Annotated in this window: 15 protein-coding genes; 10 read left to right on the plus strand and 5 right to left on the minus strand. The window is 72.6% G+C overall.

From position 1 onward, the window contains the following. Positions 1 to 27: 27 nt before the first annotated feature. Together ACH0A8_RS14070 and ACH0A8_RS14075 are read left to right on the plus strand one after the other, a co-directional pair. Positions 28 to 651 carry a TetR/AcrR family transcriptional regulator gene (locus ACH0A8_RS14070; protein WP_235426427.1) on the plus strand — a complete coding sequence of 208 codons (624 nt, stop codon included), beginning with the start codon at positions 28 to 30 and terminating at the stop codon, positions 649 to 651. Further along, positions 648 to 2,357 carry an MDR family MFS transporter gene (locus tag ACH0A8_RS14075; RefSeq protein WP_406907401.1) on the plus strand — a complete coding sequence of 570 codons (1,710 nt, stop codon included), beginning with the start codon at positions 648 to 650 and terminating at the stop codon, positions 2,355 to 2,357. Before ACH0A8_RS14070 ends, ACH0A8_RS14075 begins: the two co-directional genes overlap by 4 nt. A 376-nt stretch (positions 2,358 to 2,733) precedes the next feature. Here the strand turns inward: ACH0A8_RS14075 and ACH0A8_RS14080 are convergent, their stop codons facing one another. After that, on the minus strand, positions 2,734 to 3,741 hold the full coding sequence (locus tag ACH0A8_RS14080) for a LacI family DNA-binding transcriptional regulator (protein ID WP_271826987.1): 1,008 nt from the start codon (positions 3,739 to 3,741) through the stop codon (positions 2,734 to 2,736). Between the two features lie 232 nt (positions 3,742 to 3,973). On the opposite strand from ACH0A8_RS14080, the gene ACH0A8_RS14085 reads away from it, so the two are divergent. From ACH0A8_RS14085 to ACH0A8_RS14100, 4 genes are all read left to right on the plus strand, one after another. Continuing rightward, positions 3,974 to 5,002, plus strand: a complete 1,029-nt coding sequence (locus ACH0A8_RS14085; RefSeq protein WP_406907402.1) for a nucleoside hydrolase — start codon at positions 3,974 to 3,976, stop codon at positions 5,000 to 5,002. Further along, positions 4,999 to 6,417, plus strand: a complete 1,419-nt coding sequence (locus ACH0A8_RS14090) for an MFS transporter (RefSeq protein WP_066657634.1) — start codon at positions 4,999 to 5,001, stop codon at positions 6,415 to 6,417. The genes ACH0A8_RS14085 and ACH0A8_RS14090 overlap by 4 nt, the downstream gene beginning before the upstream one ends. Further along, positions 6,414 to 7,271, plus strand: coding sequence for a ribokinase (locus tag ACH0A8_RS14095; protein ID WP_406907403.1), 858 nt, complete (start codon positions 6,414 to 6,416; stop codon positions 7,269 to 7,271). The genes ACH0A8_RS14090 and ACH0A8_RS14095 overlap by 4 nt, the downstream gene beginning before the upstream one ends. Before the next feature lie 133 nt (positions 7,272 to 7,404). Further along, a complete protein-coding gene (locus tag ACH0A8_RS14100; RefSeq protein WP_066651676.1) occupies positions 7,405 to 8,340 on the plus strand; it encodes a Ppx/GppA phosphatase family protein in 936 nt (311 codons plus the stop codon). Between the two features lie 37 nt (positions 8,341 to 8,377). Here ACH0A8_RS14100 and ACH0A8_RS14105 read toward each other — a convergent pair whose 3' ends face one another. Beyond that, the gene (locus ACH0A8_RS14105) at positions 8,378 to 8,992 is read right to left on the minus strand and encodes an antibiotic biosynthesis monooxygenase (protein WP_066651677.1); all 615 of its coding nucleotides are present in this window, start codon (positions 8,990 to 8,992) and stop codon (positions 8,378 to 8,380) included. 71 nt (positions 8,993 to 9,063) lie between these two features. Between ACH0A8_RS14105 and ACH0A8_RS14110 the strand changes: the two genes are divergently transcribed. Further along, positions 9,064 to 9,564, plus strand: a complete 501-nt coding sequence (locus tag ACH0A8_RS14110) for a DUF6328 family protein (RefSeq protein WP_251154216.1) — start codon at positions 9,064 to 9,066, stop codon at positions 9,562 to 9,564. Here the strand turns inward: ACH0A8_RS14110 and ACH0A8_RS14115 are convergent. Next, positions 9,561 to 10,676, minus strand: a complete 1,116-nt coding sequence (locus ACH0A8_RS14115) for a Ku protein (protein ID WP_406907404.1) — start codon at positions 10,674 to 10,676, stop codon at positions 9,561 to 9,563. The genes ACH0A8_RS14110 and ACH0A8_RS14115 overlap by 4 nt on opposite strands. 92 nt (positions 10,677 to 10,768) lie before the next feature. On the opposite strand from ACH0A8_RS14115, the gene ACH0A8_RS14120 reads away from it, so the two are divergent. The 3 genes from ACH0A8_RS14120 to ACH0A8_RS14130 all read left to right on the plus strand — a co-directional run bounded on the left by ACH0A8_RS14120 (position 10,769) and on the right by ACH0A8_RS14130 (position 14,820). Next, positions 10,769 to 11,311, plus strand: coding sequence for a hypothetical protein (locus ACH0A8_RS14120; RefSeq protein ID WP_271826982.1), 543 nt, complete (start codon positions 10,769 to 10,771; stop codon positions 11,309 to 11,311). 99 nt (positions 11,312 to 11,410) lie between these two features. Then, entirely contained in the window at positions 11,411 to 12,301 is an 891-nt protein-coding gene (locus ACH0A8_RS14125) for an SDR family oxidoreductase (RefSeq protein ID WP_209684306.1), read from the plus strand. Beyond that, a complete protein-coding gene (locus tag ACH0A8_RS14130; RefSeq protein ID WP_406907405.1) occupies positions 12,298 to 14,820 on the plus strand; it encodes an ATP-dependent DNA ligase in 2,523 nt (840 codons plus the stop codon). The genes ACH0A8_RS14125 and ACH0A8_RS14130 overlap by 4 nt, the downstream gene beginning before the upstream one ends. A 306-nt stretch (positions 14,821 to 15,126) precedes the next feature. On the opposite strand, the gene ACH0A8_RS14135 is transcribed toward ACH0A8_RS14130, so the two are convergent. Further along, positions 15,127 to 15,300 (minus strand): hypothetical protein, encoded by a 174-nt coding sequence (locus ACH0A8_RS14135; RefSeq protein ID WP_406907406.1) that lies wholly within the window; start codon positions 15,298 to 15,300, stop codon positions 15,127 to 15,129. A 10-nt stretch (positions 15,301 to 15,310) separates the two neighbouring features. Beyond that, complete coding sequence (locus ACH0A8_RS14140; RefSeq protein WP_406907407.1) at positions 15,311 to 16,276, minus strand: sugar phosphate isomerase/epimerase family protein; 966 nt, start codon at positions 16,274 to 16,276, stop codon at positions 15,311 to 15,313. Between the last annotated feature and the right edge of the window lie 71 nt (positions 16,277 to 16,347).

Raw genomic sequence — 16,347 nt, forward strand, 5'->3', positions numbered from 1 at the left:
TCAGCATCAGAGTGCAATTCTTGCTCGGTGAGCCCCACCGAACGCACCCGCACGCTGCGCCGACGCATGGTCGTCGAGGCACGCCGGGCCACGATCGAGCACGGTCTGCACGGCTTCACCATCGAGCAGCTCTGCGAGACGGTCGGCGTCTCACGGCGGACGTTCTTCAACCACTTCGCGTCGAAGGACGACGCCGTGCTCGGCATCGAGCAGGGCGCGATGTCGGAACTGCTCGCGGCGTACGCCGACGGCTCGCTCGTGCCGACGGACCTCGACCCGCTCGGGTCGATCGTCGCGCTCGCGATCGAGCAGATGCACGTCGTCGGGCTCGACCGCGCCGACGAGGCACTGGTCCGTCGGGTGTTCGACGCCGAGCCACTGATGGTCGCGAAGTTCCTGGCGGCCGCGGACGTCCAGCTCGCCGCGGTCGGACAGGCCGTGCGGGAGCGCTTCGGGTGGACCGACCCGGACGATCGACGGGCCCAGCTCGTCGCCGAGGCGGCCGCGGGCCTGCTCAAGGTCACCGCCGGCACCTACTTCGACGACGCCTTCGACGAGTCGACCGGGCCGTCGTTCGACGCGCTGCTCACCGACAACCTCCGCCAGCTCAGGGCGGCCATCACCACCACCGGACAGGACCACACCGCATGAGCGCCACCGCGCAGGGCACGAAGCGTGCCCGACCCGGATCCGACGGACCGCTGCTGCTGACGCAGCGGCGCATCTGGATCATCTTCTCCGCCCTCATCGCCGGCATGCTCCTGTCGAGCCTCGACCAGACGATCGTGTCGACGGCGATGCCCACCATCGTGGGTGAACTCGGCGGCGTCGCGCACCAGGCCTGGCTCACCACCGGCTACCTGCTCGCATCGACCATCGTGATGCCGATCTACGGCAAGTTCGGCGACGTCCTCGGGCGTCGCAACCTGTTCCTCGTCGCGATCGCCCTGTTCACGATCGCGTCCGCCGGCTGCGCCTTCGCGGGCGACTTCACGCAGCTCGTCGTCTTCCGCGCGATGCAGGGCCTGGGCGGCGGTGGCCTGATGATCCTGTCGCAGGCGATCATCGCCGACATCGTCCCCGCCTCGGAGCGCGGCAAGTACCTCGGCCCGCTCGGCGCGATCTTCGGCCTGTCGGCGATCGGCGGCCCGCTGCTCGGCGGGTTCTTCGTCGACCACCTCACCTGGAACTGGGCGTTCTACATCAACATCCCGGTCGGCATCGCGGCGTTCTTCGTCGCCTGGTTCGCGCTGACCCTGCCGACGAAGAAGGCCGAGAAGCGGATCGACGTGCTCGGCGTCGTGCTCATGTCCGCCGCGACCACCTGCCTCGTGTTCTTCTCCGAGTTCGGCGGCAGCAGGGACCACGGCTGGGACGCCCCCGAGACGTGGGCCTGGTTCGCCGGACTCGTCGTCTCGGCCGCGCTGCTCGTGCTCGTCGAGTCGCGCGTCGAGGACCCGGTGCTGCCGATGTCCTTCTTCCGCAACCGCACGTTCCTGCTCGCGACGGGCATCGGCCTCGTGCTCGGCATCGGCATGTTCGCCGCGATCGGGTTCGTCCCGACGTTCCTGCAGATGGCGTCGGGCACCTCGGCCGCGGTGTCCGGCCTGCTCATGCTGCCGATGATGGTCGGCCTCATCGGTACCTCGATCGCGTCCGGCAACCTCATCACCAAGACCGGCCGCTACCGGGCGTTCCCGATCGTCGGCACGGTGCTCGTCGCGCTGGCCATGCTCGCCATGACGCAGCTCGCCGCGGACACCCCGATCTGGCTCATCTGCGCCTACCTGTTCGTGTTCGGCGCGGGGCTCGGGCTCATCATGCAGGTGGTCGTCCTCGTCGCGCAGAACGCCGTGCCCGCGGAGCAGGTGGGGACCGCGACGTCGACGAACAACTACTTCCGCGAGGTCGGCGCATCACTGGGCACCGCCGTCTTCGGCGCGCTGTTCACGGCACGGCTGACGAGCGCGCTGACCGACGTCTTCACCTCGGCCGGCGGGTCCGCCACCGACGCGGCGTCCTCGGCGGGCAGCATCGACCCGGCCACCGTCGCGAAGCTGCCCGAGGCGGTGCAGGACGGCATCGTCAACGCGTACGCCGACTCGCTCGCGCCCGTGTTCTGGTACCTGCTGCCGTTCATCGCGGTCGCGTTCCTGCTCGCACTGTTCCTGCCGCAGATCCGCCTGTCGGACACGGCCGGCATGGTCGCCCGTGGCGAGGCGGTCGGCGGCGCCGAGGCGGACGAGCTCGAGCGTGCGCAGCGGGCCGGGACGGCCGGGTCGGCCGCGGCCCCGTCGCCCGGCCGGGCGTCGGAGCGCGGCGAGACGCCGGTGTCGGGGCGGGACACCTCCGCCTGACGCGAGCGCTCCCCGCGCCGAGACGCCGGCGTCGGTGCGAGACGCCTCGTCCGTGACAGGGGTTCCGTGCGCCGAGACGCCGGCGTCGGGGCGGGACACCTCCGCCTGCCGCTGGCGCTCCCCGCGCCGAGACGCCGGCGTCGGTCTGAGACGCCCCCGCGCGTGCGAGACGCCTCCGGAACCGGGGGCGTCTCGCGTGTTCCGGTGCGTCCCTGGCAGACGCCGGCGTCTCGCGGTCCGACACCGCGTCTCGCCGCCGGCACGGGGCCGTGTCGCCGGAACAGGGCCGCGTCGCCGGACGTGCGCCGTGTCGGACGGGAGGCGCGGTGCCGGCCGGTCCCGCGCCTCCCGTCCGGTGGATCGTGCGGAGGCGCCGTCAGGCGCCGGTGCTGGCGCGGGGGACCAGGCGGGCCGGCAGGTCGACGGGCTCCACCGCGGTGCCGTCGATCGTCGCGAGCAGGCGCAGGGCGGCGGTGCGGCCGAGCTCGGCTCCCGGCAGGGCGACGCTCGTCAGGGCCGGCGCCGTGACCGACGACGAGGGCAGGTCGTCGAAGCCCGCGACCGCCAGGTCCTCGGGGACCCGGAGCCCCATCGCGCCCGCCACCCGGAGCACGCCGTACGCCAGGGTGTCCGCCGCCGCCACGACCGCGGTGACGCCGTCCTCGTGCCACGCCTCGACCACGTGCTCGGTCGCCAGTGCGGCGGCGTCCACCGTCAGGTCCGCGCGGGCACCGGTCTCCGAGACCGTGATCCCGGCGGCGGCGCAGGCCTCGTCGAACATCCGGTGGCGGATGCCGAACGTGGCGACCCGGGCGGTGCCGTCGAGGTACGCCACGTGGTCGTGTCCGCGGTCCCGCAGGTGGGCGACGAGCGCGTCGATGCCCGGAGCGAGGTCGTAGTCGACGGCGGTGGTGCCCTCGGCGGCGTCGGGGGCGTCGAGCAGCACGACGGGCACGCTCGCGTCCATCGACTCGCCGGCTGCCGGGGCGTCGACCAGGATCCCCGCCGGCCGCAGCCGCTCGAAGCGCCGGAGGTCGGCGGCGGTGGGCTGTGCGCCGCGCTCGGTGACCGAGAGCACGAGCTGGTACCGGTCGCCCAGGGTGTCGCGCACGCCGCGGATCACCTCGGCGAAGAACGGGTTCGACAGGTCGGGCGCGATGAGCACGACCAGGTCGCCGGTGCCGCGGGCGAGGGTGCTCGCCGCGTGGTCGACGACGTACCCGAGGGCCTCCACCGCGTCGCGCACCCGCTCCGCGATCGGCGGGGACACCCGCCCGCGCTCCTTGCCGTTGACGACCAGGGAGACCGTCGCGATGCTCGTCCCCGCGCGTTCGGCCACCATCGCCGCGGTCACGCGACGGCCGTGAGTGGCGGGGGAGGGCACCCGACGAGCCTACCGACCGCCGAGGGCACGCGGTCGGACGAGGATCGCTCGGAGTTGACGTCAAGCGTTTGACGTGTTCGAATGTCAAACGCTTGACGCGCCGCGCTGGAGTTGGTTCCTCCACAGTGCGGACCCCACCGCGTCGAGCACATACCTCCGTCCGGCGCTGCCGGACACGACGGGCTGCGAGCGGCCCGCCGACGCCGATCCCCGACGAAGTGGAGCGCCCAAGGTGCCCGATGCAACGACGCAGAAGATCATCCTCGACTGCGACCCCGGCCACGACGACGCCGTCGCCATCCTGCTGGCACACGGCAACCCGACGATCGAGCTCCTCGCCGTCACCACCGTCGTCGGCAACCAGACCCTGCCGAAGGTCACCCGCAACGCCCTCGCCGTGGCGCGCATCGCCGGCATCACGGGCGTGCCGTTCGCTGCGGGCGCCGACCGGCCGCTGCTGCGCGAGATCGAGGTCGCCCCGGAGATCCACGGCGAGAGCGGCCTGGACGGGCCGATGCTCCCCGAGCCGTCGTTCGGCCTGGACGAGCGGCACGCGGTCGACCTCATCATCGACACCGTGATGGCGCACGAGCCCGGCACCGTGACGATCGTGCCGACCGCGGGCCTGACGAACATCGCCCTCGCCGTCCGCAAGGAACCGCGCATCGTCGAGCGCGTCAAGCAGGTCGTCCTGATGGGCGGCGGCGTGCACGTGGGCAACTGGAGCCCGGTCGCCGAGTTCAACATCGTCATCGACCCCGAGGCAGCGGACATCGTGTTCCGCGCCGGGTGGGACGTCGTCATGGTCGGGCTCGACCTGACCCACCAGGCACTCGCCACCCCCGAGGCGGCCGCGCGCATCGCCGCCGTCGGCACCGGGCCCGCAGCGTTCGTCGGCGAGCTGCTCGAGTTCTTCGGCAAGGCCTACGAGGACGCCCAGGGGTTCGACGCCCCGCCCGTGCACGACCCCTGCGCCGTCGCGTACGTCATCGACCCGACGATCGTCCGCGCGGTGCGGATGCCGATCGCGATCGAGACGACGGGCACCCACACGCTCGGCATGACCGTCGCCGACCTCCGCGGTCCCGCGCCCGAGGACTGCCGCACGTCCGCGGCGATGGAGCTCGACCACGGGCGCTTCTGGGACCTGGTGGTCGACGCCCTCGAGCGGATCGGCGAGACGCCCGACACCGGGTGGTCCCCGCGCGCCGCAGCCCGGGCCGTCGAGTCCGCCGACACCACCGTCACCCCGGAGGCCTGAGCACCGTGACCACCACCTCGACGAAGAAGTCGATCGGCGCCCTCACCGCCGCCCTGCTCGCCGCGTGCGTCGCGTTCCAGCTCAACGCGAGCATGCTCAGCCCGGCGCTCGCGACGATGGCGGACGAACTCCGCACCGACGACGCGACCATCGGGCTCTCGCAGACGCTGTTCTTCACGATCGCCGCCCTGTTCTCACTGTTCCTGCCCCGGCTGTCCGACATCGTCGGCCGCAAGCGGGTCCTGCTCGGCATGCTCCTCGTGATGCTCGTCGGCAGCGTGGTCGCCGCCCTCGCCGTGAACGTGCCGATGCTCTTCGCCGGCCGCATGATCCAGGGCGTCACCGGGCCGGTCGTCCCGATCGGCCTGCTCATCCTGCGCAACGAGATCGCCGACCCCAAGCGCTACGGCGCAGCCCTCGGCCTGCTCACCGCCGTGAACGGTGGCATCGCCGGTGTCGACGCGCTGGCCGGCGGCTGGATCGCCACCCACTTCGGCTTCCGCGGCATCTTCTGGGTGATCGCGGTCGTCACGGTCCTCGCCGCGCTCATGGTGGCGGTGTGGGGCGTCGAGTCGAAGCCGTCCGCCGGCACCCGGATGGACTGGTGGGGCGTGCTCCCGCTCGTCGTCAGCGTCGGCGCACTGCTCACGGCGTTCAACGAGGCCGGCAAGCTCGCCCAGGCCGACCGGGCGCTCGTCGTCGGCGGGATCGTCGTCGCCCTGGTCGCGTTCGCGGTCTTCTGGGCGGTCGAGTCGCGGGTCCGCGAGCCGCTCGTCGAGACCCGGTACCTGCGGCGTCGCGGGACCTGGGCGCTCCTCGTGACGACGCTGCTCACCATGACGGGGGTCTTCGCCGTCGTGAACGGGCTGGTCACGAGCCTGGCCCAGAACGACGAGGTCGGCTTCGGCATGGAGGCGGACGTCGCATCGCTCGCGTTCCTCGTGCCGTACGCGCTGGTGGGCTGGGTCGTCGGACCGTTCTCCGGCCGCCTCGCACCGACACTCGGCTACCGCGCCGTGCTCCGCGTCGGCCTCGTCGGCAGCATCGTCGCGACGCTCGTCATGGCGTTCGTCGGCGTCCACTCGCTGCCCGTGCTCGTCGCCGCCACCGTGCTCATCGGCATCACCTACGCGGGCATCGCGAACATCGTGCTGAACGGGCTCGGCATCGTGCTCTCGCCGGACTCGAACCCCGGCTTCCTGCCGGGCCTCAACGCGGGCGCGTTCAACCTCGGTGCGGGCATCAGCTTCGCGGTCCTCCCGGCGCTGCAGATCGCACTCGGCACCGGCGGGTCAGCGGGCACCGCCGGCTACTCCGGTGGCATGCTCCTCGGTGCCGCGATCACCTGCGCGGCACTCGCCACGTCCTTCCTCATCCCGCGCCCGGCCTCGGCCGAGACAGGAGCCACCGCATGAGCGGCATCGTCGTCGTGGGCAGCCTCAACGCGGACCTGGTGGTCCGCACCGAGCGTTTCCCGAAGCCCGGGGAGACCCTGCAGGGGTCCGACCTCGCGATCCTGCCCGGTGGCAAGTCCGCCAACCAGGCGGTGGCAGCCGGGAGGCTCGGGGGCACCGTCCGCATGATCGGTGCGGTCGGCGACGACGGGAACGGCACACTGCTGCGCGAGTCCGTCGCATCGGCCGGCGTGGACACCACGCACGTGGCGGTCCGGCAGGGCGTCGCCACCGGGACGGCCGTCATCACGGTCGACGCCGCGGGGGAGAACACCATCGTGATCTCGGGCGGCGCGAACGCCACGCTGACCCCGGACGACGTACCCGCCGACGCCCTCGACGGCGCCGGGGTGCTCGGTCTCTGCCTCGAGGTCTCGATCGACGTCGTGCTCGCCGCCGCGCGGGCCGGTCGGGCCGCCGGAGCGACGGTGCTCACGAACCTGTCGCCGTTCGGCGCCGTGCCGCAGGAGCTCCTCGACCTGACCGACGTGCTGCTCGTGAACGAGCACGAGGCCGCCGAGCTCGGGGACCACGGCGTCGCACGCTCGATCGTGACCCGGGGCGGCGCGGGCTGCACGGTGCACGACGGGGATGCCGCGCCGGTCGACGTCGACGCCGTGCTGGTCGAGCCCGTCGACACCACGGGCTGCGGCGACGCGTTCATGGGGGCGGTGGCGCTCCGACTCGACGCCGGGGACTCCCTGCTCGAGGCCGCGCGCTTCGCCGTCGGCGTCGGCGCGTACGCCGCGACGAAGCCGGGTGCGCAGGCCTCCTACCCGACCACGTCGGACCTGGAGTCGTTCCTGCGGCCGTAGCCCGGGCCTCCCGTCCGCCCGTCCCGTCCCGTTCCGCGAAACGCAACCCTGGCGGCTGCTCGCAGCGCTGTACCGTTGCGAGGTGTCGCCGGGGTTGCGTCCTACGGGGGACATCGGCCGCTAGCGTTGGTGCATGCGCGTCGGAGTCCTCGACATCGGGTCCAACACCGGCCACCTGCTCGTGGTGGACGCCCACGGCGGGGCCGCGCCGCTGCCGGCGTCGTCGTTCAAGCAGGCCCTCCGGCTCGCCGAGCACCTCGACGAGTCGGGTGCGGTGACCGCGGTCGGGGTCGACGCGCTGACGACCTTCGTCGCCGACGCCGTCCGCGTCGCCGAGGAGCGCGGCTGCGAGGACATGCTCGGCTTCGCGACCTCGGCCGTCCGCGACGCCGTGAACTCCGACGAGGTGCTCGCGCACGTCGAGCGGGAGACCGGCGTCGAGCTCGCGGTGCTGTCCGGCGAGGACGAGGCGCGGCTGACCTTCCTGGCCGTCCGACGCTGGTTCGGGTGGTCCGCCGGACGCCTCGCGGTGTTCGACATCGGCGGTGGCTCCCTGGAGATCGCCGGTGGTGCCGACGAGGCCCCCGACGTCGCGTGGTCGATGCCGATCGGAGCAGCCCGACTCGCGCGCCGGTACTTCGCCGCGGGCACGCCCTCGGAGGACGACGTCCGCCGCATCCGCCACGAGATCCGCGTCGCGATCGCCCGCGACGCCGGACTGCTGCTGCGCGCCGGGCGGCCCGACCGGGCGGTGGCGACCTCGAAGACCTTCCGGTCGATCGCCCGGATCTGCGGCGCCGCGCCCTCGGCCGCGGGACCGCTCGTGCCGCGGTCCCTCGACGGTACGGTGCTCCGCGAGCGGCTGCCGTCACTCCTGACGATGTCGCTCGACCAGCTGGCCGAGCTGCCGGGCGTCTCGCCGAGCCGGGCGCACCAGGTCGTCCCGGGAGCGCTCGTCGCCGAGGCCTGCCTGGACATCTTCGACCTGCCGGCGCTCGAGATCTGCCCGTGGGCGCTGCGCGAGGGCGTGATCCTCGAGCGGCTCGACCAGCTCTCCGTGCTCGGATGAGACCCGGCCCAGCCAGGTGGTCGGGCTCGGACGGGGCCTAGCGCTGCCGGGCGGGTCGCGGGGGAGCGAGCAGCCACGGGCGGATCAGTCCCGTGACGACGGGCAGCACCCAGAACGTCATGATCGGCGTGAGCACGAGCGTCGTGACGAGCACGCGGGGCAGCACGGCCAGGTGCCCGAACGCCGGGACGAGCCAGCCGACCAGGTAGGTGAAGGCGAGGTTGACCGGGAAGAACCCGAGCCAGATGCTCACGGCCTGCTTCCAGCGGGGCGGGGCGCTCGACGCGGGGGCGTCCTGCGGGGCGTCGAACCAGCCCTCGATGCCGGTGCGCTTCTCCACCCGGGACTCCACCACGAGGTCACGCCCCTGGTCGAGCCAGCGGAGCCGGTCGTCGGAGTTCTCCCACGTGGCGAGCTGCTCGTGGTCGGCGAACCGGTAGAGCATGTGCCACTCCCGACTGGTGGCGTGCGACCGGACCCACCCGGAGCCGAGGAAGCCCGGGTAGCGGTTCGCGAGGTTGACGCCGGACTGCACCCACGCGGTGGCGTCGGGGATGCGGTCGGGTTCGACCAGGCGGGTGATGGACACGGTGACGGGCGGGCCTGCGGTCACTGATGACGACTGCAGGCTCCCTGGCTCTTGTGGAGTCATGCGGACAGTCTCGCGGAGTCGTGTTTCCGGCTCGTGACGGCACCGTGGGTCCGGCGCAGTAGGTTCGGCGCATGAGCGACGTCAGCGGTGCAGCACAGGACACCGAACGCGGGCGGCACGAGACCCCGACCGAGCGCTGGGACCGGAACTGGTCGGACATCCAGCAGGAGCTCCGGATCGTGCAGACCGGGACGCAGATCCTGGCCGGGTTCCTGCTGACGTTGCCGTTCCAGCAGCGGTTCACGATGCTCAGCACCAGCGAGGAGGTCGTCTACCTCGTGCTCGTCGCGCTCGCCGTGGTGATCACGGTCGTCGCGCTGTCCGCTGTCTCCGCGCACCGTCTGGTGTTCCGGCAGCGCCAGAAGCACGATCTGGTGCGTGCCGGCAACGCGCTGCTCATCGCGGCGCTCGCGGCGAGCGCGCTGCTCTTCTCGGGCACCGTGCTGTTCGTGTTCGACGTCGTGATCGGGGACGTCGGCGGGATCATCGGCGGGGTGGTCGTGTTCCTCGGCACGGCTGCGCTCTGGGTCTCGATCCCGCTCGCGCTCCGCCGGACCCGACGCGACGGCTAGCTGGCCTGCTTCCTCGCGGGGGCCTTCTTCGCGGGGGCCTTCTTCGTGGAGGTCTCCTTCGCGGGGGCCTTCTTCGTGGAGGTCTCCTTCGCGGGGGCCTTCTTCGTGGAGGTCTCCTTTGCGGAGGCCTTCTTCGCGGGGGTCTTCTTCGCCGGCGCCTTGCCTGCCGGTGCCTTCTCGGCCGGTGCCGCCTCCGCGTCCCCCTCGTCGTCCGCACCAGCGGAACCGGACGACGACCGTGCGCCGGACGACGAGCGCGACCCAGAGCCTCCGGACCGTGACGATGACCGTGACGAGGACCGCGACGACCCCGACGGGCCGGACCGCTTCTTGTCCACCGAGGCCCGCAGGGCCGCCATCAGGTCGATGACGTCCCCGCCGTCGCCGTCCTCCTCGTCCTCGGAGCGCTCGCCGAACGTCTCCGCGGTGTCGACGTCGTCGCCGGCCTCGAGCTTCGCGTCGATGAGCTGCTGCAGTTCCTCCTGGTAGGAGTCCGTGTAGCGGTCCGGGTCGAAGTCGGCGGACATGCTCTCGACGAGCGAGGACGACATCTTCAGCTCGTTCGCGCTGACCTTCACCGACGCGTCGAGGGCCGCGAAGTCAGCAGCCCGGACCTCGTCGCCCCAGAGCAGCCCCTGCAGCAGGATGACGTCCTCGTTCACCCGCAGCACGCCGAGCCGGGTCTTCTGCCGCAGGGTGAACTGCACGATCGCGAGCCGGTCGGTCTTCGACAGCGTCTCGCGGAGCAGCACGTAGGCCTTCGGCGAGCGGGAGTCCGGCTCGAGGTAGTACGACTTCTCGAACATCATGGGGTCGACCTGGTCGACGGGCACGAACTCGAGCACCTCGATCTCGTGCGACTGCTCCTCGGGGAGCTGCTTGAAGTCGTCGGACGTCAGCACGACGGTCTTGTCGCCGTCGTCGTAGGCGCGCTGGATGTCGGCGTACTCGACCTCGTGGCCGAACTCGCACACGCGCTTGTACCGGATGCGGCCCTTGTCCTCGTCGTGCACCTGGTGCAGGGAGACGTCGTGGGTCTCGGTCGCCGCGTACACCTTGATGGGCACGTTGACGAGCCCGAACGCGATGGAGCCCTTCCAGATCGACCTCATGGGCACATGATGCCCGCGAGTGCGGCGACGGGCCCGCAGTTCCGGGCGGATCGCCAGCCGCGCACGACACCGGAGGGCGTATCGTGCCGCACATGACGGGGGACCACGAGACGACGACGGCCAGCGAGGCGACGACGGACGACGATCGGATCGGCGCGTCGGGGTGGTGGCAGCTCGTCGCCCTGACGGTCGGCGGGGCGGTCGCACCGGCGGTGTTCTTCGCGCTGCAACCGCGACCGGTCCCCTGGGTCGCGGTCGTCGTGCTCGGCCTCGCGCTGGCGGTCGTGCTCCCCGCGCTGCAGGTCTGGTCCTGGGCGCGACGGGGCGGTCGTGCCGCCGTCGTCGCGACGCGACGGTGGGTGGACGACGGACGCGTCCCCGCCGAGGTCCCGGACGCGGTCTGGCGTCCGCGGGTGCAACGGTGGCTGGCGGACGCCCGGCAGCGACGCACCAGCGGGTGCGTGTTCGTCGGGCTGGCCGCGCTGTGGGCGATCCTCGCGGCGTCCGGGACCGCGGGCGACTGGGGTGTCGCGGTCGTCTGGGCCGTACTCGGGGTCGGCACCCTCGTGCAGGGACGCGGCGACCGGGTCGGCGCGGAGCAGCTGCTCGCCGCCCCGGTGCGGACGACGGCCTGACGGCCGCCGGTCCCTGCACAGCTCCTGTGTCAGGACGACCCGTCCACGGAACAGCCCGGTCCTGAACCGTCGTGCCGCCACGGCGAGCACCATGGGCCCATGAGCCAGCTCGACAAGCAGGACCCGCGTTCGCAGTACGCCCGGCCGCCGTTCCCGCCGCAGACCCAGCAGGGGTCCGGGCTGGCCAGCGCGATGGACCCGGCGCCCGACCACGGCGAGACGACCTACCTCGGGACGGGGCGGATGCCCGGGTACCGGGTGCTCGTGACCGGAGCCGACTCCGGCATCGGGCGAGCTGCCGCGATCGCGATGGCGAAGGAAGGGGCCGACGTCGCGTTGAACGCCCTGCCCGAGGAACGCGAGGACCTGGAACAGGTGCGCGACGTCGTCGGCGACCTCGGGCGCAGGGCCGTGCTGCTGCCGGGCGACCTGACCGACGAGGCGTTCTGCGACACCCTCGTGCGCGACGCCGTCAGCGAGCTCGGCGGCCTCGATGCGCTCGTGCTCGTCGCCGGACACCAGCAGGTGCACGAGGACGTGACCGAGCAGTCGACCGAGGACTTCGACCGCACCATGAAGGTCAACCTCTACTCGATGTTCTGGTTGGTGCGAGCGGCCGTCCCGCACATGGCGCCCGGCAGCGCGATCGTCACCACGAGCTCGGTCTCCGCGTACCAACCGCAGGACCGGATGATCGACTACGCCGCCACGAAGTCCGCCATCATCACCTACACGAACGGTCTCGCCCGCCAGCTCGCGGCGAGGGGCATCCGGGCGAACTGCGTCGTGCCGGGGCCGGTGTGGACGCCGCTGCAGCCGATCAGCTACCCCGGTGACGAGATCGCCGCCTACGGTCAGGACACCCCCTTCGGCCGTCCGGCGCAGCCCGTCGAGCTCGGCAGCGCCTACGTCCACCTCGCCGGCCCGGAGTCCTCGTACACGTCCGGCAGCACCCTGACCGTGGCGGGAGCGACCGGGGTCGCGCTGTGAGCCCGGTCGCCCGGAAGACCACCGTCACGGTCGGCGACCGTCGGATCGCCCTGACGAACACCGACAAGGTGCTCTACCCGACGACCGGGACGACCAAGGGCCAGGTCATCGCGTACTACGAGCGGGTGGCCCCGTGGATGATCCCGCACGTCAAGGACCGCCCCGTGACGCGGAAGCGCTGGGCGAACGGCGTGGACGGCGGGGTCTTCTTCGAGAAGAACCTGCCCGACTCGGCGCCCGACTGGGTCCGTCACCACACGATCGCGCACAAGGAGCACGACACCGAGTACCCGATCGTCGACGACCTGCCGACGCTCGTCTGGATGGCGCAGCAGGCGGCGCTCGAACTGCACGTCCCGCAGTGGCGGTTCGGTCCCCGCGGCGCGCAGCAACGTCCGGACCGGCTCGTGCTCGACCTCGACCCCGGCGAGGGTGTCGGGCTGCCGGAGTGCGTCGAGGTGGCGCTCGCCGCACGCGAGATCCTGCACGGCATGGGGCTCGACCCGTACCCGGTGACGAGCGGCTCGAAGGGCATCCACCTGTACGCGGCGCTCGACGGGCGCGCCACGACCGCACAGGTGTCCGACGTCGCGCACGAGCTCGCCCGGGCGTTGGAGCAGGACCTGCCCGACCTGGTGCTGTCCTCGATGAGCCGCGCCGAGCGACGGGGCAAGGTCTTCGTCGACTGGTCGCAGAACAACGGCAACAAGACGACGATCGCGCCGTACTCCCTGCGCGGCCGTGACCGGCCGACCGTCGCCGCGCCGCGGACCTGGCGGGAGCTCGAGGAGCGCGGGTTCGCCCAGCTGGAGTTCGAGGAGGTCCTCGACCGCCTGGAGGCCCACGGCGACCTCCTGCACCCGGTCGCCTCCGCCTCGCTGGCGGTGGGCAGGACCGACCACGGCCACTGGGACGGCGACCGGACCCAGCGTGCGAACGAGGCAGAGCAACCGGCTCGCGACCGCCTCGCGGCCTACCGCGCGAAGCGCGATGCGTCGCGGACGCCGGAGCCGGTGCCCGAGGGCGCACCGACCGTGCGGAAGGACGGCACGCCGACGTTCGTCATCCAGGAGCACCACGCGACCCGGGACCACTACGACTTCCGGCTCGAGCACGAGGGTGTGCTCGTGAGCTGGGCGCTGCCGAAGGGCGAGCCGACCGACCCCGGGAAGAACCACCTGGCGGTGCAGACCGAGGACCACCCGCTCGAGTACGGCTCGTTCGAGGGGACGATCCCGCAGGCCGAGTACGGCGGGGGGACCGTCACGATCTGGGACGACGGCACCTACGAGCTCGAGAAGTGGCGCGACGGCGAAGAGGTGATCGTCACGCTGCACGGCCGCACGAACGGCGTCCGTCGGCTGGCGCTCCTGCACACCCGAGGGCGGGGCCGCGGGAAGGACGGCGACGAGCAGAACTGGCTCATCCACCGCACGAAGGACCAACCGGACCGTCTCGCCGACGGGGGTGGCGAGGCGGATGCGGGTCGAGCCTCCCGGACACCGACGCCGAGCGCTGCGGAGCGGCAGCGGATCGGACGTGCCGCGCCCGCGAGGACGTCGCCCGCCGAGCGTCGGGCCATGCTCGCGAGCCCCGTGCAGGGGGAGCCGCGTCTCGACCCGGCGGCCTGGGCGTTCGAGATGAAGTGGGACGGCGTCCGTGCCCTGGCGACCGTGCGCGACGGACGGGTCACCCTGCGCAGCCGCAACGACAACGACCTGACCGCGCAGTACCCGGAGCTGCAGGAGCTGGGTGAGCGGGCCGGGGTCGACGGGGTCTTCGACGGCGAGGTCGTGGCGCTGGACGAGCGCGGGCGTCCGTCGTTCGGCCTGCTGCAGGACCGCATGGGACTGACCGGGGCTCGTGACGTCGAGGCTGCTCGGCGCCGGACACCCGTGCGCCTGCTGCTCTTCGACGTGCTCGAGGCCGACGGACACGACCTGACCCGGCTCGGCTACGACGCCCGGCGCGAGGCGCTCCTGACCGTCGTCGAGCCGGGTGGGGTGATCGACGTGCCCCAGGCGGTCGACGGTGACCTGGACCATGCCGTGGCGGCGTCGCGTGAGCGGGGGCTCGAGGGCGTCGTCGCGAAGAAACGGTCGTCGCGGTACGCCGAGGGCCGCCGCTCCGAGGCCTGGGTGAAGATCAAGCACCACGCCACGCAGGAGGTCGTCGTCGGTGGGTGGCGACCCGGCAGGGGGCGCCGGGCCGGTGGCGTCGGATCGCTGCTGTTGGGCGTACCCGGCCCGGACGGACTCGAGTACGTCGGCAGGGTCGGGACGGGGTTCAGCGACCGCGACCTGGACGAGATCGGGGAGGCCCTCGGGAAGACGGAGCGGAAGACCTCGCCGTTCGTCGAGGTCCCTCGCCCGGATGCCCGCGACGCCCACTGGATCACACCTCGTCGGGTCGGTGAGGTCGAGTTCGCCGAGTGGACGGCGGACGGTCGGCTCCGACAGCCGTCGTGGCGCGGGTGGCGGCCGGACAAGGGGCCCGAGGACGTCGTCCGCGAGTCCTGACCGGTCGGCCTCGGCGATCGCGGGCGAAGGCGGTCCGTGCGCCGGATCAGGGGACGCACGGACCGCCGCCGGTGCACCGCGGTCGGCGATCAGGGGTGGCCGACCACGGCGCGTCCGCGGCCCGGGATCACCAGAACCCGGGCGTCCGGAACCCCCACGGTTCCGGGGCCCACTGGTGTGACGGGTCGACTCCGGGGTTCGTCACGCCGTTCGTCGGATTTCTTCCTGCAGAGCCGCTGCGGACACGAGGAGACCGTCCGGGAGCTCGGCTCCCGGACGGTCTCCTGTGGTCCTCGGCGGGCCCGTTCAGGCGGCCGGCGCGGGACCGTCGGCGGGCTTCGCGGTGTCCGCGGCGGGCAGGTCCTCGTCGATCAGGTCCTCCTGCTCGGGCAGGTCGACCTCGGCGGCTGCCGCCTCGGCCTCGTCGATGGACTCCTGCGAGCGCCGGAGGAGGTCGTCGTCTGCTGCGTGATCCGTCATGCGCAAGACGCTACGCGGGTGCGCCTGTACCCGCGTCGGTCCGGGGTGCCGGTCGATCGAGCGGAGGTGCGGCGGCGTCGAAGTCGACGGCGGAGGTCGGGGCAGGCGTGGTCGGCATCGCCGGGGCAGCGGGCTCGTCCGCGGCGTCCGCGGCGTCGAGCACGGCCCGGGTCGCGGCCACTGCGGTCCGGAGCGCGTCGGCCAGGGGCATCGCCCGGTGCGCGGCCGTCCGGACCTCGACACCCCAGGGCTCCTCGTGTCCGAGGCCCCGGAGCACGCGGACGAGCCCGGGCAGGTCCCATGCGCCCGATCCCGGCAGGTGTCGGGCACTGCGGGACTCCTCGGCGAGGGTGAGTCCGGACGGGGTGTGCAGCAGGCCGTCGCTGAGCTCCACCGCGGCGAGCACCTCCGGCGCGACGCCCTGGGCGATCGAGGCGAGTGTGGAGCCGCCGCGCAGCGTGTGCATGGCGTCCAGGAGCAGCCCGGCGTTCGGGTGGCCGGCCGCGGCGACGAAGCGCGATGCCCGCTCGACGGTGGGCAGGTTCGACCAGGGCTCCGGTTCGAGGACCAGGCGGGCACCGACCTTCTCGGCCTGCGCGGCGAGGTCGACGAAGTCAGCGGTCATCGCCGCTGGCGTGACCGGGTGGACACCGGTGTCGGCACGGACGACGACCTGCCAGGCGCCGAGGGTCGCTGCCGCTTCGAGCACGACCCCACGGTCGGCCTCGTCGTCCGTCGAGCGTCCGCCGTGGCTCCACCAGCGGTCGAGGGGGCCGAGCTGCACCCAGACGATCCCGGCTCGGTCGAGGGCACGTCGCAGTGCCGTGAACCCGGTCGTCGCCCGCACCTCGTGGAGGTCGGCGAGCGACAGTGACAGGCCGGAGAACCCGGCATCCCCGACGGCTCGGACCCGGTCGGCGATCGGCTCGTCGCCCGCCCAGGTCCAGGACGTCGCGAGCAGGTCGTGTTCCTGCACGGCGCACCTCCTCGGTCGGGACACGCACCCGTCCCCGGCGCGCTCGGCGTCGAGCACGCTCGCGGTGTCCC

Origin of the sequence: Curtobacterium sp. 179-B 9B NHS, assembly GCF_045370965.1 — a bacterium.
Classification (GTDB): Bacteria; Actinomycetota; Actinomycetes; order Actinomycetales; family Microbacteriaceae; genus Curtobacterium.